At 71.5% G+C, this 24836-nt stretch carries 31 protein-coding genes and 1 pseudogene; 17 read left to right on the top strand and 15 right to left on the bottom strand.

The window, feature by feature from the left end:
* Positions 1–6 precede the first annotated feature (6 nt).
* From ACZ4U1_RS35510 to ACZ4U1_RS35495, 4 genes are all read right to left on the bottom strand, one after another.
* Complete coding sequence (locus ACZ4U1_RS35510; RefSeq protein WP_467908288.1) at positions 7–231, bottom strand: hypothetical protein; 225 nt, start codon at positions 229–231, stop codon at positions 7–9.
* Between the two features lie 25 nt (positions 232–256).
* Entirely contained in the window at positions 257–1249 is a 993-nt protein-coding gene (locus ACZ4U1_RS35505) for a S1C family serine protease (RefSeq protein WP_467908287.1), read from the bottom strand.
* 96 nt (positions 1250–1345) lie between these two features.
* Positions 1346–2371, bottom strand: a complete 1026-nt coding sequence (locus ACZ4U1_RS35500; RefSeq protein ID WP_467908286.1) for a LacI family DNA-binding transcriptional regulator — start codon at positions 2369–2371, stop codon at positions 1346–1348.
* 119 nt (positions 2372–2490) lie between these two features.
* A complete protein-coding gene (locus ACZ4U1_RS35495) occupies positions 2491–3270 on the bottom strand; it encodes a winged helix-turn-helix transcriptional regulator (RefSeq protein ID WP_467908285.1) in 780 nt (259 codons plus the stop codon).
* A 180-nt stretch (positions 3271–3450) separates the two neighbouring features.
* On the opposite strand from ACZ4U1_RS35495, the gene ACZ4U1_RS35490 reads away from it, so the two are divergent.
* From ACZ4U1_RS35490 to ACZ4U1_RS35480, 3 genes are all read left to right on the top strand, one after another.
* The gene (locus tag ACZ4U1_RS35490; protein WP_467908284.1) at positions 3451–4299 is read left to right on the top strand and encodes an alpha/beta hydrolase; all 849 of its coding nucleotides are present in this window, start codon (positions 3451–3453) and stop codon (positions 4297–4299) included.
* A gap of 66 nt (positions 4300–4365) precedes the next feature.
* A complete protein-coding gene (locus ACZ4U1_RS35485; protein ID WP_059251257.1) occupies positions 4366–4620 on the top strand; it encodes a MoaD/ThiS family protein in 255 nt (84 codons plus the stop codon).
* 3 nt (positions 4621–4623) lie between these two features.
* Entirely contained in the window at positions 4624–5796 is a 1173-nt protein-coding gene (locus ACZ4U1_RS35480) for a hypothetical protein (protein ID WP_467908283.1), read from the top strand.
* Between the two features lie 67 nt (positions 5797–5863).
* On the opposite strand, the gene ACZ4U1_RS35475 is transcribed toward ACZ4U1_RS35480, so the two are convergent.
* The 5 genes and pseudogenes from ACZ4U1_RS35475 to ACZ4U1_RS35455 all read right to left on the bottom strand — a co-directional run bounded on the left by ACZ4U1_RS35475 (position 5864) and on the right by ACZ4U1_RS35455 (position 9522).
* Positions 5864–6376: an RICIN domain-containing protein gene (locus ACZ4U1_RS35475; protein ID WP_467908282.1), complete on the bottom strand. Its 513-nt coding sequence runs from the start codon at positions 6374–6376 to the stop codon at positions 5864–5866.
* A gap of 210 nt (positions 6377–6586) precedes the next feature.
* A pseudogene (locus tag ACZ4U1_RS35470) lies at positions 6587–7243 on the bottom strand (class I SAM-dependent methyltransferase).
* A 257-nt stretch (positions 7244–7500) separates the two neighbouring features.
* Positions 7501–8466 (bottom strand): CAF17-like 4Fe-4S cluster assembly/insertion protein YgfZ, encoded by a 966-nt coding sequence (gene ygfZ, locus ACZ4U1_RS35465; RefSeq protein WP_467908281.1) that lies wholly within the window; start codon positions 8464–8466, stop codon positions 7501–7503.
* Positions 8467–8475: 9 nt separating this feature from the next.
* Positions 8476–8913: a Fur family transcriptional regulator gene (locus ACZ4U1_RS35460; protein ID WP_467908280.1), complete on the bottom strand. Its 438-nt coding sequence runs from the start codon at positions 8911–8913 to the stop codon at positions 8476–8478.
* A 33-nt stretch (positions 8914–8946) separates the two neighbouring features.
* The gene (locus tag ACZ4U1_RS35455; RefSeq protein ID WP_467908279.1) at positions 8947–9522 is read right to left on the bottom strand and encodes a heme-binding beta-barrel domain-containing protein; all 576 of its coding nucleotides are present in this window, start codon (positions 9520–9522) and stop codon (positions 8947–8949) included.
* A gap of 238 nt (positions 9523–9760) precedes the next feature.
* On the opposite strand from ACZ4U1_RS35455, the gene ACZ4U1_RS35450 reads away from it, so the two are divergent.
* Positions 9761–10123 carry a DsrE family protein gene (locus ACZ4U1_RS35450; RefSeq protein WP_467908278.1) on the top strand — a complete coding sequence of 121 codons (363 nt, stop codon included), beginning with the start codon at positions 9761–9763 and terminating at the stop codon, positions 10121–10123.
* 6 nt (positions 10124–10129) lie between these two features.
* Here ACZ4U1_RS35450 and ACZ4U1_RS35445 read toward each other — a convergent pair whose 3' ends face one another.
* On the bottom strand, positions 10130–10600 hold the full coding sequence (locus tag ACZ4U1_RS35445) for a YxiG-like protein (RefSeq protein WP_467908277.1): 471 nt from the start codon (positions 10598–10600) through the stop codon (positions 10130–10132).
* A 30-nt stretch (positions 10601–10630) separates the two neighbouring features.
* Positions 10631–10933 (bottom strand): DUF3099 domain-containing protein, encoded by a 303-nt coding sequence (locus ACZ4U1_RS35440; RefSeq protein WP_467908328.1) that lies wholly within the window; start codon positions 10931–10933, stop codon positions 10631–10633.
* Between the two features lie 125 nt (positions 10934–11058).
* Here ACZ4U1_RS35440 and ACZ4U1_RS35435 point away from each other — a divergent pair, with 125 nt between their 5' ends.
* From ACZ4U1_RS35435 to ACZ4U1_RS35420, 4 genes are all read left to right on the top strand, one after another.
* Complete coding sequence (locus tag ACZ4U1_RS35435) at positions 11059–11796, top strand: LmeA family phospholipid-binding protein (protein WP_467908276.1); 738 nt, start codon at positions 11059–11061, stop codon at positions 11794–11796.
* 202 nt (positions 11797–11998) lie between these two features.
* On the top strand, positions 11999–12079 hold the full coding sequence (locus ACZ4U1_RS35430) for an Ms5788A family Cys-rich leader peptide (RefSeq protein ID WP_350751515.1): 81 nt from the start codon (positions 11999–12001) through the stop codon (positions 12077–12079).
* Positions 12080–12202: 123 nt separating this feature from the next.
* On the top strand, positions 12203–13048 hold the full coding sequence (locus ACZ4U1_RS35425; RefSeq protein ID WP_467908275.1) for a sulfurtransferase: 846 nt from the start codon (positions 12203–12205) through the stop codon (positions 13046–13048).
* Positions 13049–13084: 36 nt separating this feature from the next.
* Positions 13085–13375 (top strand): DUF1416 domain-containing protein, encoded by a 291-nt coding sequence (locus ACZ4U1_RS35420; RefSeq protein WP_043502058.1) that lies wholly within the window; start codon positions 13085–13087, stop codon positions 13373–13375.
* A 96-nt stretch (positions 13376–13471) separates the two neighbouring features.
* Here the strand turns inward: ACZ4U1_RS35420 and ACZ4U1_RS35415 are convergent, their stop codons facing one another.
* Both ACZ4U1_RS35415 and ACZ4U1_RS35410 read right to left on the bottom strand, forming a co-directional pair.
* The gene (locus tag ACZ4U1_RS35415; protein ID WP_467908274.1) at positions 13472–13726 is read right to left on the bottom strand and encodes a hypothetical protein; all 255 of its coding nucleotides are present in this window, start codon (positions 13724–13726) and stop codon (positions 13472–13474) included.
* Complete coding sequence (locus tag ACZ4U1_RS35410) at positions 13723–14109, bottom strand: hypothetical protein (RefSeq protein ID WP_467908273.1); 387 nt, start codon at positions 14107–14109, stop codon at positions 13723–13725. The genes ACZ4U1_RS35415 and ACZ4U1_RS35410 overlap by 4 nt, the downstream gene beginning before the upstream one ends.
* Before the next feature lie 80 nt (positions 14110–14189).
* Here ACZ4U1_RS35410 and ACZ4U1_RS35405 point away from each other — a divergent pair, with 80 nt between their 5' ends.
* Positions 14190–15119 (top strand): helix-turn-helix domain-containing protein, encoded by a 930-nt coding sequence (locus tag ACZ4U1_RS35405; protein WP_467908272.1) that lies wholly within the window; start codon positions 14190–14192, stop codon positions 15117–15119.
* Positions 15025–15300, top strand: a complete 276-nt coding sequence (locus tag ACZ4U1_RS35400) for a DUF397 domain-containing protein (protein WP_467908271.1) — start codon at positions 15025–15027, stop codon at positions 15298–15300. Before ACZ4U1_RS35405 ends, ACZ4U1_RS35400 begins: the two co-directional genes overlap by 95 nt.
* On the opposite strand, the gene dtd is transcribed toward ACZ4U1_RS35400, so the two are convergent.
* Positions 15297–15722 carry a D-aminoacyl-tRNA deacylase gene (gene dtd, locus ACZ4U1_RS35395; protein WP_467908270.1) on the bottom strand — a complete coding sequence of 142 codons (426 nt, stop codon included), beginning with the start codon at positions 15720–15722 and terminating at the stop codon, positions 15297–15299. The two genes, ACZ4U1_RS35400 and dtd, sit on opposite strands and share 4 nt — an antisense overlap.
* Positions 15723–15882: 160 nt before the next feature.
* Between dtd and ACZ4U1_RS35390 the strand changes: the two genes are divergently transcribed.
* Positions 15883–16485 (top strand): RsiG family protein, encoded by a 603-nt coding sequence (locus tag ACZ4U1_RS35390; protein WP_467908269.1) that lies wholly within the window; start codon positions 15883–15885, stop codon positions 16483–16485.
* 318 nt (positions 16486–16803) lie between these two features.
* The gene (locus ACZ4U1_RS35385) at positions 16804–17718 is read left to right on the top strand and encodes a winged helix-turn-helix domain-containing protein (protein ID WP_467908268.1); all 915 of its coding nucleotides are present in this window, start codon (positions 16804–16806) and stop codon (positions 17716–17718) included.
* On the opposite strand, the gene ACZ4U1_RS35380 is transcribed toward ACZ4U1_RS35385, so the two are convergent.
* Positions 17713–17901, bottom strand: a complete 189-nt coding sequence (locus ACZ4U1_RS35380; protein ID WP_467908267.1) for a hypothetical protein — start codon at positions 17899–17901, stop codon at positions 17713–17715. The two genes, ACZ4U1_RS35385 and ACZ4U1_RS35380, sit on opposite strands and share 6 nt — an antisense overlap.
* A 205-nt stretch (positions 17902–18106) precedes the next feature.
* Between ACZ4U1_RS35380 and ACZ4U1_RS35375 the strand changes: the two genes are divergently transcribed.
* From ACZ4U1_RS35375 to ACZ4U1_RS35355, 5 genes are all read left to right on the top strand, one after another.
* Positions 18107–18958 carry a winged helix-turn-helix domain-containing protein gene (locus ACZ4U1_RS35375; RefSeq protein ID WP_467908327.1) on the top strand — a complete coding sequence of 284 codons (852 nt, stop codon included), beginning with the start codon at positions 18107–18109 and terminating at the stop codon, positions 18956–18958.
* Positions 18958–19707 carry an HAD family hydrolase gene (locus tag ACZ4U1_RS35370; protein ID WP_467908266.1) on the top strand — a complete coding sequence of 250 codons (750 nt, stop codon included), beginning with the start codon at positions 18958–18960 and terminating at the stop codon, positions 19705–19707. The genes ACZ4U1_RS35375 and ACZ4U1_RS35370 overlap by 1 nt, the downstream gene beginning before the upstream one ends.
* 194 nt (positions 19708–19901) lie before the next feature.
* Entirely contained in the window at positions 19902–22088 is a 2187-nt protein-coding gene (locus tag ACZ4U1_RS35365) for a phosphotransferase (RefSeq protein ID WP_467908265.1), read from the top strand.
* A 9-nt stretch (positions 22089–22097) separates the two neighbouring features.
* On the top strand, positions 22098–22712 hold the full coding sequence (locus ACZ4U1_RS35360) for a TetR family transcriptional regulator (RefSeq protein ID WP_467908264.1): 615 nt from the start codon (positions 22098–22100) through the stop codon (positions 22710–22712).
* A gap of 86 nt (positions 22713–22798) precedes the next feature.
* Positions 22799–24829, top strand: coding sequence for a HelD family protein (locus ACZ4U1_RS35355; RefSeq protein ID WP_467908263.1), 2031 nt, complete (start codon positions 22799–22801; stop codon positions 24827–24829).
* Positions 24830–24836: the final 7 nt, after the last annotated feature.

The following is a 24836-nucleotide window of genomic DNA, read 5'->3' as shown; positions in this document are numbered from 1 at the left end:
GGGCGGTCAGGCGGCCACCGTGGTCAGACGGTGCAGCGGGACCTTGCGGCGGTGCGGCCGGGCGGCGGAGGTGCGCAGGCCCATCAGCTGGGGGACCGGCGTCACCGGTGCCGGCTGCTTGGGGGCGCGGGGCGCCGGAACGGGCACGTGCAGTTCGGAGGCGATGGACAGGGCCAGGGTGAGTCCGGCCGGACCACGCTCGCTGAACCGGTGGGGAACGTGCTTGATCATGACCTGCTCCTTGCACTCTGTGTTGCTAACTGTCGGAGCCCGCCCGCAGCTTGGCCAGGTCGGACTTGACGGTGTCGATGGGGATGGCGAAGCCGAGGCCGATGCTGCCCGCGTCCGAGGACGAGGAGGCCTGCGAGCCGGAGGAGTACATCGCGGAGTTGATGCCGATGACGTGCCCGCTCGCGTCGATCAGGGCGCCGCCGGAGTTGCCGGGGTTCAGGGACGCGTCGGTCTGGATGGCCTTGTAGGTGGTGGTGGACGAGCCGGTGTCGCCGTTGAACTCACGGCCGCCGAACTGGAACGGCCACTGCCCGTCGCCGCCCTGGCCCTGACCCTGGCTCTCGTCGGTGGAGACGGTGACGTCCCGGTTCAGGGCGGAGACGATGCCGCTGGTGACCGTGCCGGTCAGGCCCTCGGGGGAGCCGATCGCGACGACCGTGTCGCCGACCTGGACGCCGCTGGAGTCACCGAGCGCGGCCGGCTTCAGACCGGAGGCGCCCCGGAGCTTGATCAGCGCGAGGTCCTTGGAGCTGTCGGTGCCGACCACCTCGGCGGTGTAGCTCTTGCCGTCGCTGGTGCGCACCTTGATCGAGGTGGCGCCGGAGACGACGTGGTTGTTGGTGACGATCTCGCCGTCCGACGTGATGACCACGCCGGAGCCGGTGGAGGAGCCGCTCGCGAGCGTCGCGTTGATCTCGACCACGCTCGGGCTGACCGCGGCGGCGATCGCGGCGACGTCGCCCTTCTTGCTCGACGGCACCACGGTGGTGCTGCTGCCGGCGGTGGCGACCGCGTCCTGGCCGGTCAGCTCCTGGAAGGCGTACGCCGTGCCGCCGCCGACCGCCGCCGCGACGATCGCGACCGCGGCGAGCAGGGCCACCGGGCCCCGGGTCCGCTTCTTCTTCGGCCCGGGAGCCGTGGCCACCGGCTCATACGGCGGCGGGGGCGGCCACTCGGGGTGCGCGGGGGCGGAGGAGGAGTGGTGCGGCTGCTCGTATATGCCCTGGCTCTCGGTCATGGGAAAAGACTCCCCCGCGACCATGAGAGCTTCCTGAGTGCTGACTGAGAAGCCCGGCAGAACCTCGTTTGCCCGATATAAAGACGGCCCCGCCGGTCAGTGCTCGCAGCCGCAGCTCGTCCGTACCACCAGCCGCGAAGGGAACGTCTTCAGCCGCTCCCGCCGGGACCCGGCGACCCGCAGCCCGTCGTCCAGCACCAGGTCGACCGCCGCCCGGGCCATCGCCGAGCGGTCGGAGGCGACCGTGGTCAGCGGCGGGTCGGCGAGCGCGGCCTCCTTGATGTCGTCGAAGCCGGCCACCGCCAGCTGCCCGGGCACGTCGATGCGCAGCTCGCGGGCGGCCCGCAGCAGACCGATGGCCTGGTCGTCGGTGGAGCAGAAGATCGCGGGCGGCCGGTGGGGGCCGGACAGGACGTCCAGGGCCACGCGGTAGGCGTCGTAGCGGTTGTACGGCGCCTCGAACAGCCGGCCCTCGGTGCTCAGGCCCGCCTCGGCCATGGCCCGCTTCCAGCCCTCGACGTGGTCGGAGACCGGGTCGCCGACGGCCGGCGTCTGCGCCGTACCGCCCATACAGGCGACGTACTCGTACCCGTGCTCCAGCAGGTGGCGCACGGCGAGCTGGGCGCCGCCGAGGTCGTCCGTCACCACGGCGACGTCGTCGATGGCCTCCGGACGCTCGTGCAGCAGTACCACCCGGGCGTCCCAGGCGTCGATCTCGGCGGCGGCGAGGTCGTTCAGGGCGTGCGAGACGAGGATCAGGCCCGAGACGCGCATACCGAGGAAGGCGCGCAGATAGTGGACCTCGCGCTCGCCGATGTAGTCGGTGTTGCCGACCAGGACCATCTTCCCGCGCTCGGAGGCGGCCTGCTCGACCGCGTGCGCCATCTCGCCGAAGAACGGCTGGCGGGCGTCCGGGATGATCAGGCCTATCAGGTCGGTGCGCCGGGAGGCCATGGCCTGGGCGACCCGGTCGGGCCGGTACCCCAGTTCCTTGATCGCGGCGAGGACACGCTCGCGCGTGGCCGGGGCGACCGGCCGGGGTCCGTTGTTGATGACATAACTGACGACGGCGGTGGAGGTTCCAGCCAGCCGTGCCACGTCATCCCGAGTCACCTTGGCCACGCGCGGAGTCTACGCGGATTGACCCGCTCTGGGCAGGGCGTATCACATGGCGGCCGTGCGAGGACGATGCCCCGCCCCGGCGCCGCTCATGCCTCCGCCGTACCTCCGCCGTGCCCCGGCTATGCCTCGGCGTGGATCTCGGTGCCGTCCAGGACGGCGGGCGCGTCCGCATCCTCCGGCTTTGCCCGGCCGGCCTTGGCCTTGGCGTCCTCGGCGGACCGGTCGGTCTTTTCGGGCGTGACGAATCGATAACCGACGTTCCGGACGGTTCCGATCAGCGACTCGTGCTCGGGGCCGAGCTTGGCGCGCAGCCGTCGTACGTGCACGTCGACCGTCCGGGTGCCGCCGAAGTAGTCGTAGCCCCACACCTCCTGGAGCAGCTGGGCGCGGGTGAAGACGCGGCCCGGATGCTGGGCGAGGTATTTGAGCAGCTCGAACTCCTTGAAGGTCAGGTCCAGGACCCGTCCCTTGAGCTTGGCGGAGTAGGTGGCCTCGTCCACGGACAGGTCGCCGTTGCGGATCTCCATCGGCGAGTCGTCGTTGACGATCTGCTGGCGTCCCATGGCGAGCCGCAGCCGCGCCTCGACCTCCGCCGGACCGGCGGTGTCCAGCAGTACGTCGTCGATGCCCCAGTCGGCGGTGACAGCGGCGAGGCCGCCCTCGGTGACGACGAGGAGCAGCGGACAGCCGGGGCCGGTGGACCGCAGCAGCTGGCACAGGCTGCGGACCTGGGGCAGGTCGCGGCGGCCGTCGACCAGGATGACGTCGGCACCCGGGGTGTCGACCAGGGCGGGGCCCTCGGCGGGGGCGACCCGCACGTTGTGCAGCAGCAGGCCGAGTGCGGGGAGCACCTCCGTCGACGGCTGGAGGGCGTTGGTCAGGAGCAGCAGAGAACTCATACGTCTGGTTCCTCCTCGGTCCCTGCGAGGACTGTGCGGACGGGTACTGCTCTGCGATCCCGAAGGCCCCGTACACCGGCGGTCACCTGTGGTTTCCCGCTTCGTATACAACGCTTCCGAAAGCACAAAAGGACCCGGGGGCTACGCTGCCCGAGTCCTCTGCCCAGCAGAATAGCCCACATGAGCAACCGTCCGGCAGGTGAAGTGGCGCATTCCACCGTTCGTCCGAATCCCGAGACAGGCAGGCAGGGCCCTATCCGGACGTTTCTGCGCACGGCCGACGGAATTCCGATCGATTCCGTATACGATCCGCCGTCCGCCGTATACAAAACGGTCCCGGATGCCTCCCGTCCACCCTCCCGCGACCTGGTGTTCGTGATCGCGCACGGCTTCACCGGGGACGTGGACCGCCCGCACGTGCGCCGCGTGGCGGGCGTCCTGCGCGGCTACGGCGCGGTCGTCACCTTCTCCTTCCGCGGCCACGGACGCTCGGGCGGCCGTTCCACGGTCGGCGACAGGGAGGTGCTGGACCTAGCCGCCGCCGTGGAGTGGGCCCGCGGCCTCGGGCACGCGCGCGTGGTGACCGTCGGCTTCTCCATGGGCGCCTCGGTGGTCCTCAGGCACGCGGCGCTGTACGGCGGCACGGACGCCGTCGTCTCCGTCAGCGCCCCCGCCCGCTGGTACTACCGGGGCACGGCCCCCATGCGCCGCCTGCACTGGCTGGTCACCCGCCCCGAGGGCCGCCTGGTCGGCCGCTACGGCCTGCGCACCCGCATCCACCACCGGGACTGGGACCCGGTCCCGCTCTCCCCGGCCCAGGCGGCTCCGAAGATCGCTCCGACCCCCCTCCTGATCGTGCACGGCGACCGGGACGGCTACTTCCCCCTCGACCACCCCCGGATGCTCGCCGAGGCGGCCGGTGACCACGCCGAACTCTGGATCGAGGCGGGCATGGGCCACGCGGAGAACGCGGCCGACGACGCCCTGATGGCCCGGATCGGGGACTGGTCGGTGTCGGCGGCGGGCTAGCCTGCCCCACACTGTCCTTATCTTTCTCTTGTTTGTTCTTGTCCCTGCCGTCGATTGAGGATTCAGATGCCCCAGGTCACGGTGCGCTACTGGGCCGCCGCCAAGGCCGCGGCCCAGGTCGCCGAGGAGCCGTACGAGGCGGACACGCTGGCCGACGCGCTGGCCGCCGTGCGTGCGCGACACCCCGGCGAACTCACGCGCGTGCTGCAGCGATGCTCCTTCCTCGTCGACGGCGACCCCGTCGGGACCCGCGCGCATGAGACGGTACGGCTGGCCGAGGGCGGCACGGTCGAGGTGCTCCCGCCGTTCGCAGGAGGGTGAGCGATGACCGACCAGCCCTATCAGGGCGGCCCCTACGAGGGCTACGACCCCTACCAGCAGCAGTGGCCCGCGCACGACCAGGGTTACGCGCAGGCGCCCGGCCACGACCCGGAACTCACCCAGCAGTGGCAGGGCCAGACCTGGGAGACCCAGACGCACGCACCGGTGCGGGCGGCGGAGACGGCGTACCTGCCACGGCAGGAACAGCAGCCGGCGTACCCCCAGTACCAGCAGCCGCAGTACCAGGAGCCGCACTACCAGCACCCCGAGTACCAGGAGCCGCAGCAGTACGCGGAGCCGTACCCGGCGACATACGCGCCCGAACCGGCACCGCCGGTGTCCGGTCCGGCCGCTGAGCCGACGGCCGAACCGGAAGACGGCCCCGCCTACGGCCCCGCCACCCTCGCCGGCAACGCGCGGATCACCGACGCCCAGCGGGCCCGCCTGGAGGGCCGCTCCCCGATCATCGAGCCCGGCATGCAGCCGGCGCTGCTCACGGCCGTGCTGGGCCTGCTGCTGGCCGCGGCGGCGCCGGTCGCCTCGTACGCCCTCGTGGTACCGCTCGTGGTGCTGCAGGCGGTGACGGCGGCGGGCTGGTTCCGGCTGAACGGCATGTGGCCCGCCCGGCAGGGCATCGCCCTGGCGTTCGCGGGCGCGCTGACGGCCGACGCGGTGGTCCTGGCGGCCGGCCGCGACCACGCCCTGGTGGCCATCCTGGGCTCGCTCGGCCTGTGGGTGCTGCTCTCCCTGGTCCTCCAGCTCCGCTCGCACGCCTCGCCGGACGAGCGGATGTACGGCCTGATGGCGACGGTCGCCTCGGCGGCGCTCGCGGTCCTGGCCACGGGCTACCTGGCCGCCGACCCGCACGCGGTGACGCTCGGCGCGGCAGCGGTGGCGGCGGCGGCCCTGGCCCGCGCCCTCCCCCTGCCCACCCCCGTGTCGGTCGTGGCCGCCCTGCTGGCGGCGGCGGGCGCGGGGCTCGCGGCCGGCGGCATGACGGACTTCGGCTCGAAGGGCGCGCTGCTGGGCGCCGCCGCGGGGGTGTGCGCCCTGATCGGCCACCGGGTGGCGAGCTACGACTACCCGTCCCGCTTCGTCCACTTCACGGCCGGCGTGGCGCTGCCCCTGTCGGCGGCGGCACCGGTGGTGTGGGTGCTGGGACGGGCGCTGGGCTAGCTCCTGACCGCTGCGCCGGACGGGCTGACGGGCCACCGTCCGGCGCAGCGGCGTTCCGGGCCCCGGCTCAGATCTGGTCGAGCGACCACCAGACTTTGGCGATGTTGGAGTCGGGTTCGAGGACGACGACCTCGTTCAGGTTCAGGCCGTAGTACGGCGCCATGACCTGCTGCGAGCCGATGTTCTTCAGCTTGTACAGACCGTTCCGCTGCTGAAGGTCCCACTGGAACTGGGGTGCTTGGCTACAGGAGCCCTGGGTCACGTACGTCTTGCCGGCGAACAGTCCCCCCGGTTTGAGGCACTTGTCGGTCTTGGTGTTGCGGATGAGGTAGTTGCCGCCGGAGGAACTCTCCAGGTCCCAGTGGTCCGCGTTGGCGGTGACGTCCGGGTTCCAGGCGTACATGAAGATGCCCTCGTTCGGGTTGTTGCCCCAGTCCTGGGGCAACAGGCTTCCGCCGGTGGCGTTGTTGAGGATTCTGTACGTCTGGTCGGCCGCTTGGGCGCCCGAGACGGTCGCCGCGCCCAGCAGGGCGGTGAGCAGGCCGATGAGGAGGGTCAGGCGAGTGAGGAAGCGCTGCATGAAAACCCCTTCTCGTGGTTCTTCCCGACGAGACGAACGTAGCGAAGGGGTAACGATTCGCCAGATTTTCCGGTGACCTTTCATGCCATCAGGTGCTTCGCCCCGTTGAAACACATATGCCCGGAAGTCCGGAGGCAACCGACACCACCGTCTCCGCGCCCGGCGCACTCTCCTTGCGGCCGGGGCGGTCCCTGCACCGGGCGGAGACCGTCACGGGGCGACCGCGCGGACCAGCAGAGTCCCGATGTGTCCCGGCCGGGGTGCTTCGAGCAGCTCTGCGTGAGCCGTGAGGAATCCGGCCCTGGTGAGCAGGCGTTCCCAAACGGCGGGGCGGTAGCTGTAGCGGTAGGTGAACATCGCCTTGCCCGCGAAGCCTCCCTTGTACATGCCCTGCGGCCCGTAGGCGCCGGGGATGGCCGGGGGCTGGGAGAAGACGAAGACGCCGCCGGGGTTGAGCCTCTGGCGGACGAGGGGGAAGAGAAGGTTCGGGTTGGTGAACCAGGCGGCTCCGAAGATCGAGTAGACGGCGTCTTACGCGTCCTGGTTCTCGCTCAGATACTGCAGGACCTCGGAGCACACGAACTCCGCACCGGTGTCGGCCCATTTGGTGGTGATCTTCTCGACCATCACAGGAGACAGGTCAACGCCCCGGGCGGCGATGCCGAGCTGTGCGAGGTGGGCGAGGGCGCGTCCGGTGCCGCAGCCGATCTCCAGGACGGAGCGTGGGCCGCCGAGTAGTTCCGGGCCGGGTCCATGACCGGCGTACTGGGTCCAGCAGAAGCCTGGCTCGGCGTCGCTCTTGAAGGCGGAAGCGGCGTAGGTGTCCCACAGTTCCGTCTCCGCGGCGATGTCGTGTTCTGCGGGCAAGGAGATCCTCTTCGCAAGGGTCGGCCCTGTCCTCCGGGGGGACCGGGGACAGGGCCGGCGTAGGCCTGATCAGTGGCTGTCGGGGACCTTGGCAGACGCCGGACTACGCGCGGTCGATCTTCCGGCCACCGCTTTCTGGATCTACGACGACCGCCAGGTGACTGGGGAGAACTGGCACGCGGAGTTGGGGGGCTGGTCGGCGCCGCACGACAGGCGTTGGGGTCCGGCGGCTGATCGAGGTCGGGCGAGCGGCGGAGCTACGGCTCGACCACGACCTCCTGTGCGGCCGCCGTCTCTCCGGCCAGGAGCCTCGCGTCGAGGGGGACGTTCCGCTTGATCAGGGCCAGGGCGACCGGGCCCAGCTCGTGGTGTCGTACGGACGTCGTCACGAAGCCGATCTTGCGGCCCTCCGGGCCCTCGTCCGCGAGGCGGATCTCGGTGCCGGGGACCGGGAGGTGGACCTCGCTGCCGTCGAGGTGGAGGAAGACCAGGCGGCGGGGTGGCTTGCCGAGGTTCTGGACGCGGGCGACGGTCTCCTGGCCGCGGTAGCAGCCCTTCTGGAGGTGAACGGCCGTGCCGATCCAGCCCAGCTCGTGCGGGATGGTGCGGTGGTCGGTCTCGAAGCCGAGGCGGGGGCGGTGGTGCTCGACGCGCAGCGCCTCGTAGGCGAGGAGGCCGGCGGCGGGACCGTGGGCCGCCGCGAAGGACTCCAGGTCGGCGCGCGGCAGGAACAGGTCACGGCCGTACGCCGTCTCGCGTACGACGACCCCGTCCGGGACGTCGGCGATCGAACCGGCGGGCAGGTGGACCACGGCGATGTCACCGGTCCGGTCGGCGACCTCCACCCGGTAGAAGAACTTCATCGACTCCAGGTACGCGATCAGCGCGTCCTGGGTGCCGGGCTCCACGTGCGCCCAGACGGTCGTCCCGTCGTCCACCAGGTACAGCGCGTGCTCGATGTGTCCGTGCGCGGAGAGGATCAGGGCCTCGGTGGCCTCGCCGGCGGGCAGTTCGCTGACGTGCTGGGTGAGCAGCAGGTGCAGCCAGCTCAGCCGGTCCTCGCCGCTGACGGTGATGACACCGCGGTGGGACAGGTCGACGAAACCGGTGCCGTCGGCGAGGGCGCGCTGCTCGCGGAACAGGTCGCCGTAGTGGGCGGCGACACCTTCGTCCACGCCCTCGGCGGGGACGGCGCCGGGCAGGGACAGCAGAGGGCTCTTCATACCGCCAGCCTACGACGTGGTAGTTGAACTCTTCAGCAGACAGTCCTCGCACCGGCCGAAGATCGCGAAGTGCTTCATGTCGGTGTCGAAGCCGAACTGCTGCCGCAGCTTGGCCGTGAACTCCGACGCCACCTCCAGGTCCGCCTCGATCACGTTCTCGCAGTCCCGGCACACCAGGTGGAGGTGGTGGTGGCGGTCGGCCAGGTGGTAGGTCGGGGCACCGTGTCCGAGGTGGGCGTGGCTGACCAGGCCCAGTTCCTCCAGCAGCTCCAGCGTCCGGTAGACGGTGGAAATGTTGACCCCCGACGCCGTCTTCCTCACTTCCACGAGGATGTCGTCGGGGGTCGCGTGCTCAAGGGTGTCCACGGCTTCGAGGACAAGCTGCCGCTGCGGCGTCAGCCGGTAGCCGCGCTGCCTGAGGTCGCTCTTCCAGTCGGTGCTCACCACACCGACGAGTCTAGAGCTACGGGCAGGGGTGGCTCACTTGAAGAAGGCGATGCCGTCGTCCGGCAGGTCGTCCGGGAGGGCCTTCGCCCAGCGCTCGACGTCCTCCGGGGTGACGACCTTCTTCAGCTGGGCCGACATGTAGGGGCGCAGCGCGACCTCGGGGGTCTGCTTCTCACCGACCCACATCAGGTCGCTCTTGACGTAGCCGTACAGCCGCTTGCCGCCGCTGTAGGGACCCGAGCCGGCGGTGCGGGCGACGGCGTCCGTCACCAGGTCGATCTGCGGCTTCTTGTCGGCCATCTCGCCGTACCAGATCTCGATGACACCGTCGTCGCGGGTCATCGTCACCTCGACCTTGCGGCCGGCGTCGATCCGCCAGAAGCCGTGCTCCGACTCCAGGGGGCGGGTTTTGTTGCCGTTCTCGTCCAGCACCCAGGTGTACGAGTGGTACTCCAGGAAGTCCCGGCCGTCGTGGGTGAAGGTGACTTCCTGCCCGAAGTTGCACTTCTCCGAGCCGGGGAAGTCGTGCACGCCCGCGCCGGCCCAGTTGCCGAGCAGGAAGGCGAGCGGGACGAGGTCCTTGTGCAGGTCGGACGGGATCTCGATCATGAGCGGAAGCTTTCCTAGAGGGTGGGTCAGCGCTGGCCCTGGTACAGCTTCTTCACGGTCAGACCGGCGAAGGCGAGCACGCCGACGCAGACCAGGACCAGCAGAATTTCGAAGAAGATCTCCACGGGTGCTCCTTGAGCGAGGGTGGGCGAACGACAGAGCCGCTGACCAGCTTACGCGGCCGGGCGCGGGCGCTCTGTGCGAGGGGCGGCGCCGCCGGGAGGGCTACGCTTCCCGCATGGCGAAGAAGCTCGTGATCAAGGTGACGGCCGGGGCGGACGCTCCCGAGCGGTGCTCGCAGGCGTTCACGGTGGCCGCGGTGGCCGTGGCCAGCGGGGTCGAGGTCTCGCTGTGGCTGACCGGGGAGTCGTCCTGGTTCGCGCTGCCGGGGCGGGCCGCCGAGTTCGAGCTGCCGCACGCCGCTCCGCTGCCGGACCTGCTGGAGTCGGTCCTGGCCGGCGGGCGGATCACGCTGTGCACGCAGTGCGCCGCGCGCCGGCAGATCACGGAGAAGGACGTCATCGAGGGCGTGCGGATCGCGGGCGCGCAGGTGTTCGTGCAGGAGTCCCTGGCGGACGGGACGCAGGCGCTCGTCTACTGAGCCGCGCTAGTCGGTGACGAAGGGGGCGTACCCCGCCGGAACCTCGCTGACCTCCAGCTCGGAGAAGAGCAGGGTGAGGTCGTGGGCGTTGGTCTCGATGCGCACCTCGTGGAAGTCGGTCCCGAGGGCCTGCGCCCATCGGCGGGCCTCTTCGGTCTCGGGGAGCAGGCGCGTCTCCCAGACGGAGTGACAGTTGACGCCCCAGACGTATCCGTCGAGGCCGGTGGCCGCTTCATGGTCCAGCAGGCGGTCGTCCAGCGAGACGCGCCAGGTGTCGGGTGCCACGGTCGTCTCGCAGTGGGCCCGCACGCAGTGCCGGAAGAGGTACCGCACGTGGGCGGGCGGGACACCGGTGCGGGGGTCCGCGGTCATGTAGAAGACGATCTCGTAGTCGCGCATGTAGGCGGTGTAGCCGTGGTACACGACGGTCCGGTCGGCGGCGATCTCCAGGTGTTCCCGGAGTACGGCGGTGTCCATCCCCCCGTTGTAGCCGACGGCCCGGCCCGGCTACGGCCGCGGGCGCTTCTTGCCGTCCAGCTCGTCCCACCACTCGTCCGACTGCGGGTCCCCGGAGGGGTCGTCCCACCAGCGGTCCTCCGGGCCCCGGCGGTTGGCGATCATCGCGGCGACCGGCGGGATGACCATGGCGACGACGCACATCCCGACGGCCGCGGGTACGGACCACAGGCGTACGACACCCCAGGCCAGGACGAAGAGCCCGATGCAGGTCCCCATCATGGCGAAGTAGACGTGCCGTCGCCGGGCGTACATACGTACAGGGTAGGACCGGCGCGCCCTGTCACAACTGATCCACAATTCCCCTTCGGCCGGGCCCGGCAGGGTTACCGTGGCGTAGAAGCACCGCATTCCGAACACCGTCGACACACCGAACACCGTCGATTCCGAACACCGTCGCCGACCGGGGGAACCACCACATGCGCGCCCTGCGAATACTTCTGATCATCGTCGTGATCCTGGGCGGACTCTTCGTGGTCGTGGACCGGGTCGCCGTGCACTTCGCCGAGGGCGAGGCCGCGGACAAGCTGAAGTCGACCGAGAACCTGGCCTCGACCCCGGACGTGGACATCAAGGGCTTCCCGTTCCTCACCCAGGTCGCGGGCGGCTCGCTGGACGACGTCGAGGTGAGCATCAAGGACTACGACGCGGCCACCGGCAAGCCCGGCCAGACCATCCGGATCGACGACCTCAAGGCCGACATGAAGGGCGTCGAGTTCTCCGGCGACTACAGCTCCGCCACCGCGGACACCGCGACCGGCACCGCGACGATCTCCTACGCCGAGCTGCTGAAGACCGCCAAGTCCGAGCCGACCGAGGTCGCCCCCGGCGTCACCGCCCGGGTCGTCGGCCTCTCCGACGGCGGGAACGGGAAGATCAAGGTCAAGGTCGAGGGGACCGTCTCCTCCCTCGGGCTCAAGCAGACCGTGTCCGTGCTCAGCTCGGTGACCGTGGTGAACAACAAGGTCGAGGTGCACGCGGACTCGCTGCCCAAGCTGGGCGCCGCCGCGATCGCCGAGAACCGCATCCGCGAGATCACCGACTTCCAGCAGGCCATCGACCAGCTGCCCGGCGGTATCGAGCTGGACAAGGTGCAGGCCGCGCCGGACGGCGTGGAGATCAGCGTGAAGGGTTCGAACGTCAAGCTGGCCGGGTAGGGCCACGGACGCCGGCCCGACACGCCCTGTCCGACTGGCGAGACGATCACGTCCGTAGCGTAGATGCGAGGACGCCCGCGAGCGCCCGGGGGCCGTCGGCCGACCCCTCGGGCGCTCTTCTTGTTCCGCCATTCGGACGATCGCGTCTCGTCATATGACACACCGGTGACATGTCCGCCCGGACGTCCCTACGATCGGCCCCATGAAGCGACAGGCGGATCTCACGAAGCGGCGGGCAGTGGACCTGTGCCGCGTTGCCGCCATGCTCTGTCGCCCCTTCTGAGCGGAAGCCCCGCTTCCGCGTCTCACCCGCCCTGCTGCCAGGGCATCCGTGCGTCGCTCGGACCCCGAGCGCGCCCCTCTCTACTCGCACGCCCCGCCGCGACTGCCCCGGAGGAGAAAGAGCATGAGCCGCAGCGACGTCCTGGTCGACGCCGACTGGCTCCAGGAGCACCTGGACGACCCGACCATCGCGATCGTGGAGGTGGACGAGGACACGTCCGCCTACGAGAAGAACCACATCAAGAACGCGATCCGCATCGACTGGACCAAGGACCTCCAGGACCCGGTCCGCCGTGACTTCATCGACCAGGAGGGCTTCGAGAAGCTCCTGTCGGAGAAGGGCATCGCCAACGACCACACGGTGATCCTCTACGGCGGCAACAACAACTGGTTCGCGTCGTACGCCTACTGGTACTTCAAGCTGTACGGCCACGAGAACGTCAAGCTCCTCGACGGCGGCCGCAAGAAGTGGGAGCTGGACGCCCGCGAGCTGGTCGCCGGCGACGAGGTCCCCGAGCGCGCCAAGACCGACTACAAGGCCAAGCCGCAGGACACCTCGATCCGCGCCTTCCGCGACGACGTCGTGGCCGCCATCGGCTCCCAGAACCTCGTCGACGTCCGCTCGCCCGACGAGTTCTCCGGCAAGCTGCTCGCCCCGGCCCACCTCCCGCAGGAGCAGTCGCAGCGCCCGGGCCACGTCCCGACCGCGCGCAACATCCCGTGGTCGAAGAACGCCAACGACGACGGCACGTTCAAGTCGGACGAGGAGCTGAAGGCCCTCTACGCCGAGGAGAACGTCGACCTCGCCAAGGACACGATCGCCTACTGCCGCATCGGTGAGCGCTCGGCCCTGACCTGGTTCGTGCTGCACGAGCTGCTCGGTGTGGAGAACGTCAAGAACTACGACGGCTCCTGGACCGAGTACGGCTCCCTCGTCGGCGTGCCGATCGAGCTCGGCGCCAACAAGTAAGACCTCCCCGACCTTTACCCCTCAAGGAGTTGCAACATGTGCGGAGCGAAGGCCGGCGGCCCCGACGCCTCGACGATCAAGCCCGGTGAGACCACGATCCAGGGCCAGGTGACCCGCGACGGCGAGCCGGTGACGGGCTACGTCCGTCTCCTCGACTCGACCGGCGAGTTCACCGCGGAGGTCCCCACCTCCGCGACCGGCCAGTTCCGCTTCTACGCGGCCGAGGGCACGTGGACCGTGCGCGCGCTGGTGCCGGGCGGCACCGCCGACCGCACGGTCGTCGTGGCGGAGAAGGGCGCGCTGGCCGAGGTCGCCATCGCGGTCTGAGGGTGAGCCGTAGGGCTCTGTGACGGCTGAGGGCCGCATCCCCTGGGTTGGACGCCAGTGGGGGTGCGGCCCTTCGGCTTTTCCCACGGGGTCCCGTCAGCACCGCGCCCGTACGGCCGCCAGCCCGATCGCCGCGAGCAGCGAGGCCACGCAGAGGACGGCGAGCAGACCGCTCACGGCCGCGCCGTCGGGCATCCGACGCCTGCGGCGGCGGCCGGGCCGGGGGGCAGGGACGGCGGGGGCAGGGGCGGGTTCGGCGGCGGGCGCGTACGCGGGATGGAACGGCGGGACCGCGTAGCCCAGCCACAAGGCCCCCTCCTCCCGGGGTCTCGCGTTCTCCGGGGCCGTCATGCGCGGTGCTCCGTCCGCTGGTGCTGGCGCAGCAGGACGTTCGCGTCGCTCTCGGCACTGCGGTCGTACGCGGCCCGCGCCGCCTCCCGCCGCTCCGCCAGCTCCAGGCAGGCGGCACAGCCGGGCACCGGCCGCGGCGGCCGGCTGGCCTCGTCCAGCGGCGGCGGCAGCGAGGGCTGGCTCCGCGTGCGGTGGTTGACGGCCCGCACACTCGCCCCGAGCCGCTCCCGGTCCGTCGCCGGACGCACCATCTCCGGATCGGCCTGCCACTCCACGCCACCGCCGACGGGCCGCAGCATCACGTACGGACCGGCTCTGTCCCGGTACTCGCCGACCTTGTCGGTGGCGGGGTCGTAGAGCAGGTGTCCCGGCTCGTGGCTCATGCGGCCAGCTCCTTTCCAAGAACGCGTGTGCGCAGCGCGAAGCGGCAGCTACGCTGCGTGTTCGGGCGGTACTTGAGAGCATGGCGCACGGAAAGGGCGTCCGGGCTGTTGAGCGGCCCAAATTCAACGCGGGGCCTGCCAAATTCAACAAATTCAACAGGAGCGCGATGCCGCAGCGATCGATGGTGACAGGACGGAGCCAGGAACCGAGGGAGCGGTTCGCCGAGGAGCTCCGGCGGCTGAGGACAGAGCGGAAGCTGAGCCTGCGGGAGCTTGCGAAGCAGGTGGGTTGGGACTCGTCTCTGTTCAGCAAGATGGAGAACGGCCAGACACTGGGCGGGCCGGAGGTCGTACAGGCGCTGGATCAGTTCTATGGGACGCCGGGCTTGCTGGTGACGCTGTGGGAGTTAGCGCTGCTGGACCCGACTCAGTTCAAGGAGCAGTACCGCAGGTACATGGTTCTGGAGTCGGAGGCGGTGAACCTGTGGCACTACGCGGTGAGCACGGTGCACGGTCTGCTCCAGACGGACGGGTACGCGCGCGAGCTGCTGAGTCTGGGCGGCGCCAAGGGCGCGGAGCTGGACCAGCAAGTCGAGGCTCGCGTCGGACGACGGTCACTGCTGGAGGCGGCGGAGGCGCCACCGTTCCGCGCCATTCTGGCGGAGGCGGTGCTGCGTACCCCCCTGCGTGAGCCGCGGGAGTGGCAGGAGCAGTTGGAGCACCTGCTGGAGATGTCGGATCGCCCCAACATCACGATCCAGGTACTGCCGCAGAGCTGTGGTCTGCACGGACTGGTGAGCAGCGACGTGATGTTCCTGCGGCTTGACGGGCGGACTGTGGCGTACGTGGAGCACGCGTACCGGGGCGAACTGATCGAGGAAAACGGTTCAGTTGAGCAACTGCAACGCGCGTACGATGCGGTGCGCGACGCGGCGCTGTCCCCGGCCAAGTCACGCGAGTTCATCCTGCGGATGTTGGAGGAATACCGTGCGAGTCACCGACCTGACTGACGCAACATGGCGCAAGAGCAGCTACAGCAACCCGGACGGCGGCGCCTGCGTCGAGGTCGCCGACAACATCCCCTCCCTCGTCCCCGTCCGCGACAGTAAGGCCCCCTCCCGCGGTGCCCTCGTCTTCGGGCCGGAGGCCTGGGCGGGGTTCGTGGGTGGGATCAAGGGGGCCGCCTCCTAGATCTCCAGCAGCACCGTGAACGGGCCGTCGTTCGTCAGTGACACCCTCATCTGCGCGCCGAAGCGGCCCGTCGCCACCGTGGCGCCGAGGGCGCGCAGCTGGGCCACCACCTCGTCCACCAGGGGCTCGGCGACCTCGCCGGGGGCCGCCGCGTTCCAGGTGGGACGGCGGCCCTTGCGGGCGTCGCCGTAGAGGGTGAACTGGCTGATCACGAGGAGCGGGGCGGCGATGTCGCTGCACGACTTCTCGTCCTGGAGCATGCGGATCGTCCACAGCTTCCGGGCGAGCTGGGCCGCCTTCTCCTTGGTGTCCTCGTGCGTGACCCCGACCAGGACGCACAGGCCCTCGCCCTCGATCGCGCCCACTGTCTCGCCGTCCACGACGACGCTCGCGCCGTCCACCCTCTGCACCACCGCACGCATGCGGACCATCATGCCCGGTACCGCGCACTCGCCCGCGCGGGGCCCAATTTGGATCTGTTAGCGCCCATCTAGGGCCGTTCGGGGGCACTCGGTCACATAGCGGCCGGTTGGGGTGGCACGATGCTTCCCACACGCCGGTCGAGGGGACGGTCAGAAGCAGATGAGCACACCGAGTACCAGCGGGCGGCTGGGGACGCAGGGGACGTACCGGCCGCCCGCGCAGCGCGCCGACGCCGTCGCGGACCCGGCGCCGCCCGCCGAGCCTCCCGAGCCCGAACTGGCCCGGCTGAGCCTGCCCGAGCTGCGCGCGCTGCGCCGCGACGCCCAGCGGGACGAGGCGGACCTCAGCTATGTACGGCGGCTGCTCCAGGGGCGGATCGACATCCTGCGCGCGGAGCTGGGCCGGCGCGGGCGGGCGTCCGTGCCGGCGCCGGTCGACGGGTCCGTGGTGGACCGGCTCCCGGAGATCCTGAAGGACGCTCCGGCCCGGCAGCGCTCCTCGGCCCGTCACGTCACGCTCGGCACCCCGCACAACGAGGAGTACCGGCGGCTGGCCACCGAGATGCTCGCCGAGGTCGAGCTGTCCGATCTGACGGCGCGGACCGATCTGGAACTCAGCGCCGCGATGGGGCGCCTGGTCCGGTACGAGCAGCAGGTCTCGCGGTGCCGCCAGCGGCTGCAGCGCACGGCCGACGACTGCAGCGGGGAGATCGCCCGCCGGTACCGGGTGGGTGAGGCGCAGGTGGATGATCTGCTGATGTGACACCTGCCGAGGTGACACGGAATGGGCGCCGCCTCCTGGGAGGCCGGCGCCCTGTGCATCCGTAGCGAGCTGTTCAGTTGTGGCTGTGCGATGTCGGTATTCAGATGTCGCTGTTCAGTTGTGACTGTGCGCTCCGGTGGCCGCCCCCTGTCCGGGCTCCCGGCTCCCCTCCGGAAGGGAACCCGGTCGGCCAACCACTGGGAAGCTCGACCATGTCCCACAAGTTGGCTGCCAACTTCACTGTACTTATCTCCGGCGGGATGCGGCTTATAACCAGCTGCAGGGGAACTGCCGGAAGTTGGCGCGAAGTTGTACGGTTTGTTCGTGGACCCGGAGCACGTCTCCGCCAGTGGGCGGACGAAGCCCCAGCGGCACCGTTCGTCCCACCGCGAGATCGCCGACGAACTGCGCAGCCGGATCAGGTCCGGTGTGCTGCGGCCGGGCGAGCGCATGCCCACGCAGGCCAAGCTGGCCGACGAGTTCGGCGTCGAACGCGGTGCCGTACGGCAGGCCTTGCGCATCCTGCAGTCGGAGCATCTGCTCACCAACGTTTCGAAGGGCAGCCCCGCCACCGTGGCGGGCGTACCGGGGCCCGCGCGTCCCCCGGCGGGTCCGGCCGCGCCGCCGCAGCCCACCATGGTGGGCCTCGCCCCGCGCATCGCCGCCGCCTTCGCCGCCCCCCACGTGCGCATCGACGCGCTCTGTCTGACCTCGGTCTCGCTCACCCTGGCGGTCGGCGAACCGCTGCGACAGATCCACGCGGGACGGCTGAAACCGGCCAAGATCGATGTACGGCTGCTGTTGCCCAGCCGGCACATCGACCTCGCCTTCCCGACGCCGGTGGGTGCCGACGACGGGGGTCTGCTGCACCGGCGCTGGCTGTCCCAGCGCAACGCCCAGGGCCTGGTGCTGCGGCAGAACCTGCTGGCGCTGTGCACCACGCACGGCGTCGACGTACGGGTCTCCTTCCGGGCGCTGCCGTTCACCCCGCCGGTGAAGCTGTACCTGCTCAACGGCTCCGAGGCGCTGTTCGCGTACTACACGCTGGGCCGCCGGGAGCGGGAGATCGGGCAGGAGCACGTGGAGATGTACGACGCCGACGGCACCCGGTCCATGCTGTTCGCCTTCGAGGAGCGGGCCGGGCGGCGGGACGCGGCGTTCGTGGAGCAGTCGCGGCTGTGGTTCGACGCGCTGTGGGGGACGATCAGTTCGGACCTGGTGCTGACGTCATAGCGCGGGACCGGCCAGGAGTATCGCCAGCAGGACCGCGCCGGCCGAGCTGACGGCCGGGCTCTTGGCCTTGAGGCCGACGGTGAGCAGCAGCACGCCGACGATGCCGGTGGCCCCGAACCGCCACTCGACCAGCTGCTCGAAGCCGACGACGAAGAGGGCGGAGAGGAGCGCGAGGACGGGCATGGACGTTCCCCCTTTCGGTCTGCCAACTCGACCAAGTTGGCAACCAACTCTGCTTGAGTTGTCCACACTTGGTCATCATCAACAAACAACTTCTCGACAACTCCCTGTAGATGGATCAGGGTTGTAGCGTTTGGTCGTGGCCCAGGAGAAGGCGGCGGGGGATGTGGCGGAGGACGTGGCGGAGGACGTGGCGAAGAACGCGGCAGTGAACGGCAGCGGAAGGCACACGCCCCGGCAGATCGCCGACACCCTGCGCGAACGCATCCGGACCGGCGTCCTCCGCGTCGGTACGCGGCTGCCCACACAGGCCGAGCTGGCCGAGGAGTTCGGCGTGGAGCGCAGCGCCGTACGCCAGGCCCTGCGCGCGCTCCACGAGGACGGCCTGCTCAGCAACGTCAGCAAGGGCAGTCCGCCCCGGGTCGCCGAGCCGGCCCCCGCGCGCGAGGAGCCACAGCCCACCATGGTGGCCCTCGCCCCCCGGCTGACCGAGGCGTTCTCCGTGCCGCACGTGCGCATCGACGCCGTCTGCCTGACCGCGCAGAGCCTGATCCCCGCCCTCGGTGAGCCGCTGCGCCTGATCCACGACGGCCGGCTCAGGCCCGAGCGGGTCGACGTCCGCATCCTGCTGCCGTCCCGGGACATCAACCTCGCCTTCCCGGTCCCGGTCGACTCCGGCAGCGCCGACGACGCCGTGCACCAGCGCTGGCTGGCGATGCGCAACGCCCAGGGCCAGGTGCTCCAGTACAACCTCCAGGCCCTGCGCGGCACCCACGACATCGACGTCCACGTCACCTTCCGGGCCCTGCCGTTCACCCCTCCGGCCAAGCTGTACCTGCTCAACGGCGCGGAGGCGCTGTTCGCGTACTACATGGTCGAGCGCCGCGAGGAGCCCACGGAGAGCGGAACGCTGGAGATGTACGACACCCTCGGCTCCGAATCCCTGCTCTTCTCCTTCGAGAAACGGGCCGGGCAGCGGGACGCGGTGTTCGTGGAGCAGTCGCAGATGTGGTTCGACGCCCTCTGGGAAACCATCACGACGGACCTGACACTCTCCTAGTGACTTCTGATGCGACTTCTGATGCGCCTTCTGTTGCGAGTGAGAACGAGAAGCTTCGGGAACTGATCACATCGGTCCGGGTCGTGCTGTGGGACTTCGACGGGCCGATCTGCCGGCTCTTCGCCCGGCACCGCGCCGAGCGGGTGGCCGCGGACCTGGTCGACTGGCTGGAGCGGCAGGGCCTGCGCGGGCTGCTCAGCGACACCGAGCGGGAGACGCTGGACCCCCAGGTGGTCCTGCGTGCCGTGGGCCGCCGGCGGCCGGGCAGCGACCTCGTCGCCGGCCTGGAGGAGCGGCTCACCCAGGAGGAACTGCGGGCCGCCGCCTCCGCGCTGCCCACCGCCTACGCCGACCCGCTGATCCGCACCTGGACGGCCGTCGGCGCCCGCCTGGCCGTCACCACCAACAACTCGCCCCGCGCCGCCCGCACCTACCTCGAATCCCGGGGCCTGACCGGCTGCTTCGCCCCCCACCTGTACGGCCGTACCGAGCACCTGCACCACCTCAAACCGCACCCGCACTGCCTCAACCGGGCGCTGAACGCGATGGGCGCCGCCCCCGACGCCGCCCTGATGATCGGTGACTCCCTCGCGGACCTGACGGCGGCCCGCGAGGCCGGGGTGCCGTTCCTCGGGTACGCGCAGGGCGAGAGCAAGGAGAAGCACCTGCGCGCGGCGGGCGCCGGACACGTCGTACGGTCGCTGGAGCCGCTGTTGCGGCTGCTCCGGAGGGGGCGTCCGGTCGGCTAGCATTCGGCTCGTCCGAGTCACCGCTCGGGGCGCGTGCCCATGTCCGTGACGCATGCGTGTGTTCGCGCGTAGGGAGCGGCGACGAGCCGGTCCTCGGGCGCCCGCCGGGCACAGACGAGTGGCGGACCACCCGCGCGGCTGCTCGACTGGCCTTTCGACCCTTCCTTTTCGCGCGACCGACCCCGGAGCGGCCAGTGGGCGCACCGCCTGTTCCCCGTGCCGCCCGGACGGATGCCGTCCTCCGGGAGTTCGTGGCCCGCACCGTCATGGAGGGCCGGGCGAGCAGCGGCTTCCACCACTACAACCACGTCGTGCCGTTGACCGAGCCGCCGGCCCGGCTGCTGGGCCGGGAGCCGGGGACCCTGGTGACCGTGCGGGTGCCGCGCCCGGACGCGGTGCCGGTGGTGATCCGGACCTGGCCCAGCGAGCCGGAGATCCTGCGGGCGGTGCGCAGGGTGCTCCCGCGGGTGCCCGAGTGCCTGGCCGCGGGGCCCGGCTTCGCCGTCCACAGCTTTGTGGACGGCGCCGTACTCGCCGACGTCTGCGGCCCCGGCAAACCGGTCGACGGACCGCTGCTGACGGAGCTGGCGGAGCTGCTCGCGGCCGTCGTCCAGGTGCGCGGCGGCGTCCTGCCGCCCCTCCCGGCCCACTGGCCCCGCAACCACACCGACTCCCAGGGCTTCCTGCGCACCCTCGCCCACCTCGCCGACCAGCAGATCCGGCGGCCGGGCCGGCACCGGTACGGCGGCCTGTTCACGGCCCTCGGCGTGCCCGAGGACGCCCTGGTGCGGTTCGCCGACCGGGTCCCGGCGATGACCCGGCGGCCGTACGGGCTGCTCCACGGCGACCTGCACCGCGGCAACCTGGTCCTGCCGGCCGGCGGCGGGCCGCTGCACTGCGTGGACTGGGAACTGGCCTGCTACGGCGACCCGTTGCACGACCTCGCCGTCCACCTGGTGCGCATGCGCTACCCCGAGCACCAGCGGCGCGAGGTCGTCGACGCCTGGGCCGAGGCCGTCCACCGGGTACGGCCCGCCGCCACCGCCGGGCTCTCCCGGGACCTGCGGCACTACCTCGCCTTTGAGCACGCCCGGTCCCTCTACGCCGACGTGATCCGCGCCGCGCGCTCGCTGGAGCAGTCCTTCGGCGGGGAGCGCCTGGCGCGGGCGACGGCCACCGTCCGCGACGCCCTGCGCGCCGCCGCCGGGCCGCTGCGGCTGGGCCGGGTGCCCGAGCCGGACGAGATCGAGCGGATCCTGTTCCGGCGCGGGGCGTCGGGCAGGCCGGGGAAGCGGGTCCTCGGCTGGACCCCGGACCGGCGCGTCCCCGAGCACCCCGACTTCCCCCGCTCCGCGGTCGCCGACGCGCTGTTCCTGGAGGGCGCCGCCCCGGCCGGCCGGGTGTTCAAGGGGGCCGCGCACCTGAACACGGTGCTGCGGGTGCCGGGTACGCCGTTCCCGGTCGTCGTCCGCCGCGAGGCGACCGTCGTGCTGCGGCGCGAGACCGGCTTCCTCAGCGAGCACGCCGTACTCCGGGCGATCGAGCGGTCCGGGGTGCCGGTGGCCGCGCCCCGGGTGCTGGCGCTGGGGGAGAGCCACGCGACCGACCCCGGGCTGCGCTACCGCGGGGACCGCTTCGCCGTCCACACCTACGAGGGCGCCGCCGACCTCGGCCGCCGTCCCGAGCACCCGGTGCACGGCCTGCGGCCGCACGAGGCGGACTGCCTGGTCGACCAGCTGGCCGCGCTGACCCGGGTCGACCACGCCCCGCTCGACCCGCTCGGCGGACCGCCCCGCTTCTACGAATGGCTCAGCGACCAGCTCGTGGCCCTGGTCGCCGGCCTGCCCAGGGAGTCCCAGCAGCTGGCCCGCCTCCTCGGGCTGCCCGACGCGCCCCGGCTGCGCGAGATCCTCGCCCGGCACCGGGTCACCCACCGCGCCCCCGCCCTGCTGCACGGCGACCTCAACCCCTGGAACCTGGTGCGCCGCGACGACGGCCCGCCGCTCACCCTGATCGACTGGGAGATGGCGCTGGTCGGCGACCCGCTGTACGACCTGGTCCGGCACATGCACCTCACCCCGACCCGCCCGGAGATCCGGGACCGGATGTTCCGCCGCTGGGAGACCCGGCTGGAGCCGCGCTTCACCCGGGGCTGGCAGCAGGACTGGCGGGTGTACCGCTGGACCGAGATCGTCCGCTCGGCCTACGTCGACCTGGACCGCCTGGTCACCGGGGCCGCCCTCGACGCGCCGAACGTACGGCGCGCGGTGGAGTCGTACGCCATGACGCTGGCCGCGGCCACCGCCTCCCTGGGCCTGTCCTCCCGGCGGCGCGGCGGTCCGGACCTGGCCTGGCCGCCGGTGCCGGGCGGCGCTGCGTAGGCTCCCCCCATGGGTGAGATGGGCCTGCGTGAGCGCAAGAAGCAGCGGATGTACCAGGACGTGTCGGACACCGCCGTACGGCTGTTCCTGGAGCGGGGCTTCGACGCGGTGTCCGTGGCCGAGGTCGCCGCCGCGGCCGGGATCTCCAAGCCGACGCTCTTCCGGTACTTCCCGGCCAAGGAGGACCTGGTCCTGCACCGGATCGCGGACCACGAGACGGAGGCCGCGCGGATCGTCGCGGGGGCGGCCGACCCGGTGGACGCGCTGCGCCGGAACTTCCTGGCCGGGCTGGACCGGCGCGACCCGGTCACCGGCCTGAACGACCACCCCGACGTGCTCGCCTTCCACCGCCTGCTCTACGGCACCCCGTCCCTGGTGGCGCGGGCGTACGCCCATCAGGAGCGGTCGGAGGAGGCGCTGGCCGAGGCGCTCGGGGGCGGTCTCCAGGCGCGGCTCGCCGCCGGGCAGATCATCGCCGTGCAGCGGATCCTCGCCCAGGAGAACTGGCGGCGGATCGCGGCCGGGGAGCCGGTCGAGGTGGTGGAGCGGGACGCGGTGGAGGCGGCCGAGCGGGCGTTCCGGCGGCTGGCGGAGGGGCTGCCGGAGCTGAGGGGGCGCGCCTGAGGCCGGGGCCGGCCCGGCGGATCGGCCCGGCTGTGAGACTCGGTTAAAAATGTAACTCGGTAACGCTTTGGCGGTACGCTGGCGGCATGACGTCACTCGAACCCGCCCTCACGGACACCCTGCACACCGAGCGCGCCTACCACGACCACTGCCGTACGGCCCTCGCCGCGATGGTCGAGGGCGCCGCCGAACAGGTCGTCGTCGGCGAGGACGTCTCCGCCTCCGGAGCCGACGCCGAGGTCCTCGGCCGCCGGCTGCGCAGCCAGGCCAAGGCCATGCGCGAACTCCCGCCCGGCCCGCTGTTCTTCGGCCGCCTCGACTTCGCCGCCGGCGACCCCGCACACGGCGGGCAGAGCTACCACCTCGGCCGCGTGCGGATCACCGAGGACCCGGCCGCCCCGCCGCTCGTGGTCGACTGGCGGGCCCCCGTCTCCCGCGCCTTCTACCAGGCGAGCGCCCGCGATCCACAGGGTGTGGACGTCCGGCGCCGGTTCGGCTGGGCACCCGGCAGCCGGGGCGACTCCGCCGACCTCACCGGCCTGGAGGACGAGCACCTGGGCCGGGGCGAGAGCCGGACCAGCGACATCGTGGCCCGCGAGATCGAGCGGCCGCGCGTCGGGCCCATGCGGGACATCGCCGCCACCATCCAGCCCGAGCAGGACGACCTCGTCCGCGCCGCCCTCACCGACTCCGTGTGCGTGCAGGGCGCCCCCGGCACCGGCAAGACCGCCGTCGGCCTGCACCGCGCCGCCTACCTGCTCTACACCCACCCCAAGCGGCTCCAGCGCTCCGGCCTGCTGATCCTCGGCCCCAACCGCACCTTCCTCTCCTACATCGCCGAGGTGCTGCCCTCCCTCGGCGAAACGGGCGTCCGCCAGTCCACCCTGCTGGACGAGATCGCCCGCCACCCCGTCACCGGCACCGATCCGCTGAAGGCGTCGACGGTCAAGCACGACCCGCGCATGGCCGAGGTGCTGCGCCGGGCGCTGTACGCGCGCGTGAGCACCGAGGGCGTCGGCGACCTCGCCGTGCCCGACGGGTCCTACCGCTGGCGGGTGCCCGCCGCCGAACTCGCCGACCTGGTCGCCAAGGTGCGCGCCGAGGAGCCGCCGTACGCCGTCGGACGGGAGCGGGTGCGCACCCGGGTGGTACGGCGGCTGCGCGACCAGGCCGAGCGGCGCTCCGGAGTGCTGCCCGCCTCCTGGGAGCGCCGTATCGAGCGCTGCCGGCCGCTGACCGCGCAGCTCGACGCGGTCTGGCCCAAGGTCCGTCCCGAGGAGATCCTCGCCGAACTCCTCAGCGGCGGCGAGGCGTTGGCGCGTGCGGCCGACGGCCTGCTGGACCCGGACGAGCAGGCGGCACTGCTCTGGCCCCGCCCGCCGCGCTCGTACAAGTCGGCCCGCTGGTCGGCCGCCGACCTGGTCCTGCTGGACGAACTCGCCGGACTCGTCGAACACCCCGAGGGCTACGGCCACCTCGTCGTGGACGAGGCGCAGGACCTCTCGCCGATGGAGTGCCGGGCCATCGCCCGCCGGGCCGCGTTCGGCTCGCTGACCGTCCTCGGCGACCTCGCCCAGGGCACCACCCCGTGGGCCGCCCGCGACTGGTCCGTACAGCTGCGCCACCTCGGCCGGCCGGACGCGGCCGTGGTGCCGCTGACCACCGGGTTCCGGGTGCCGGCGGCCGTCCTGGAGCTGGCCAACCGGCTGCTCGCCCGCCTCGACGTCGCCGTACCCGCCGCCGGCTCCCTGCGCACGGACGGGGAGCTGACCCTCCGGCCCACCGAGGACCTGCTCGGCACCACCGTGACCGCCGTGCGCGAGGCCCTCGCCCGCGAGGGATCGGTCGGGGTGGTCGCGGCCGACGCCGACACCGACCGGGTACGGCAGGCGCTCGACCGGGCCGGTCTCGACCCGGCCGGCCCCGACACGCTCGGCGCCCGGCTGACCGTCGTCCCCGCGAGCGTGGTCAAGGGCCTGGAGTACGACCACGTCATCGCCGTCGAACCGGCCGCCGTCGCCGAGGCCGAGGAGCGGGGCGCGCACCGGCTGTACGTGGTGCTGACCCGGGCGGTGTCCCGGCTGGACGTCGTACACAGCCGGCCGCTGCCGTTCTGACCACGCC

Source organism: Streptomyces sp. NPDC028928 (assembly GCF_055564915.1).
Note: the sequence above shows the minus strand (reverse complement) of the source record. Positions and strands in the feature narration are given on the sequence as shown.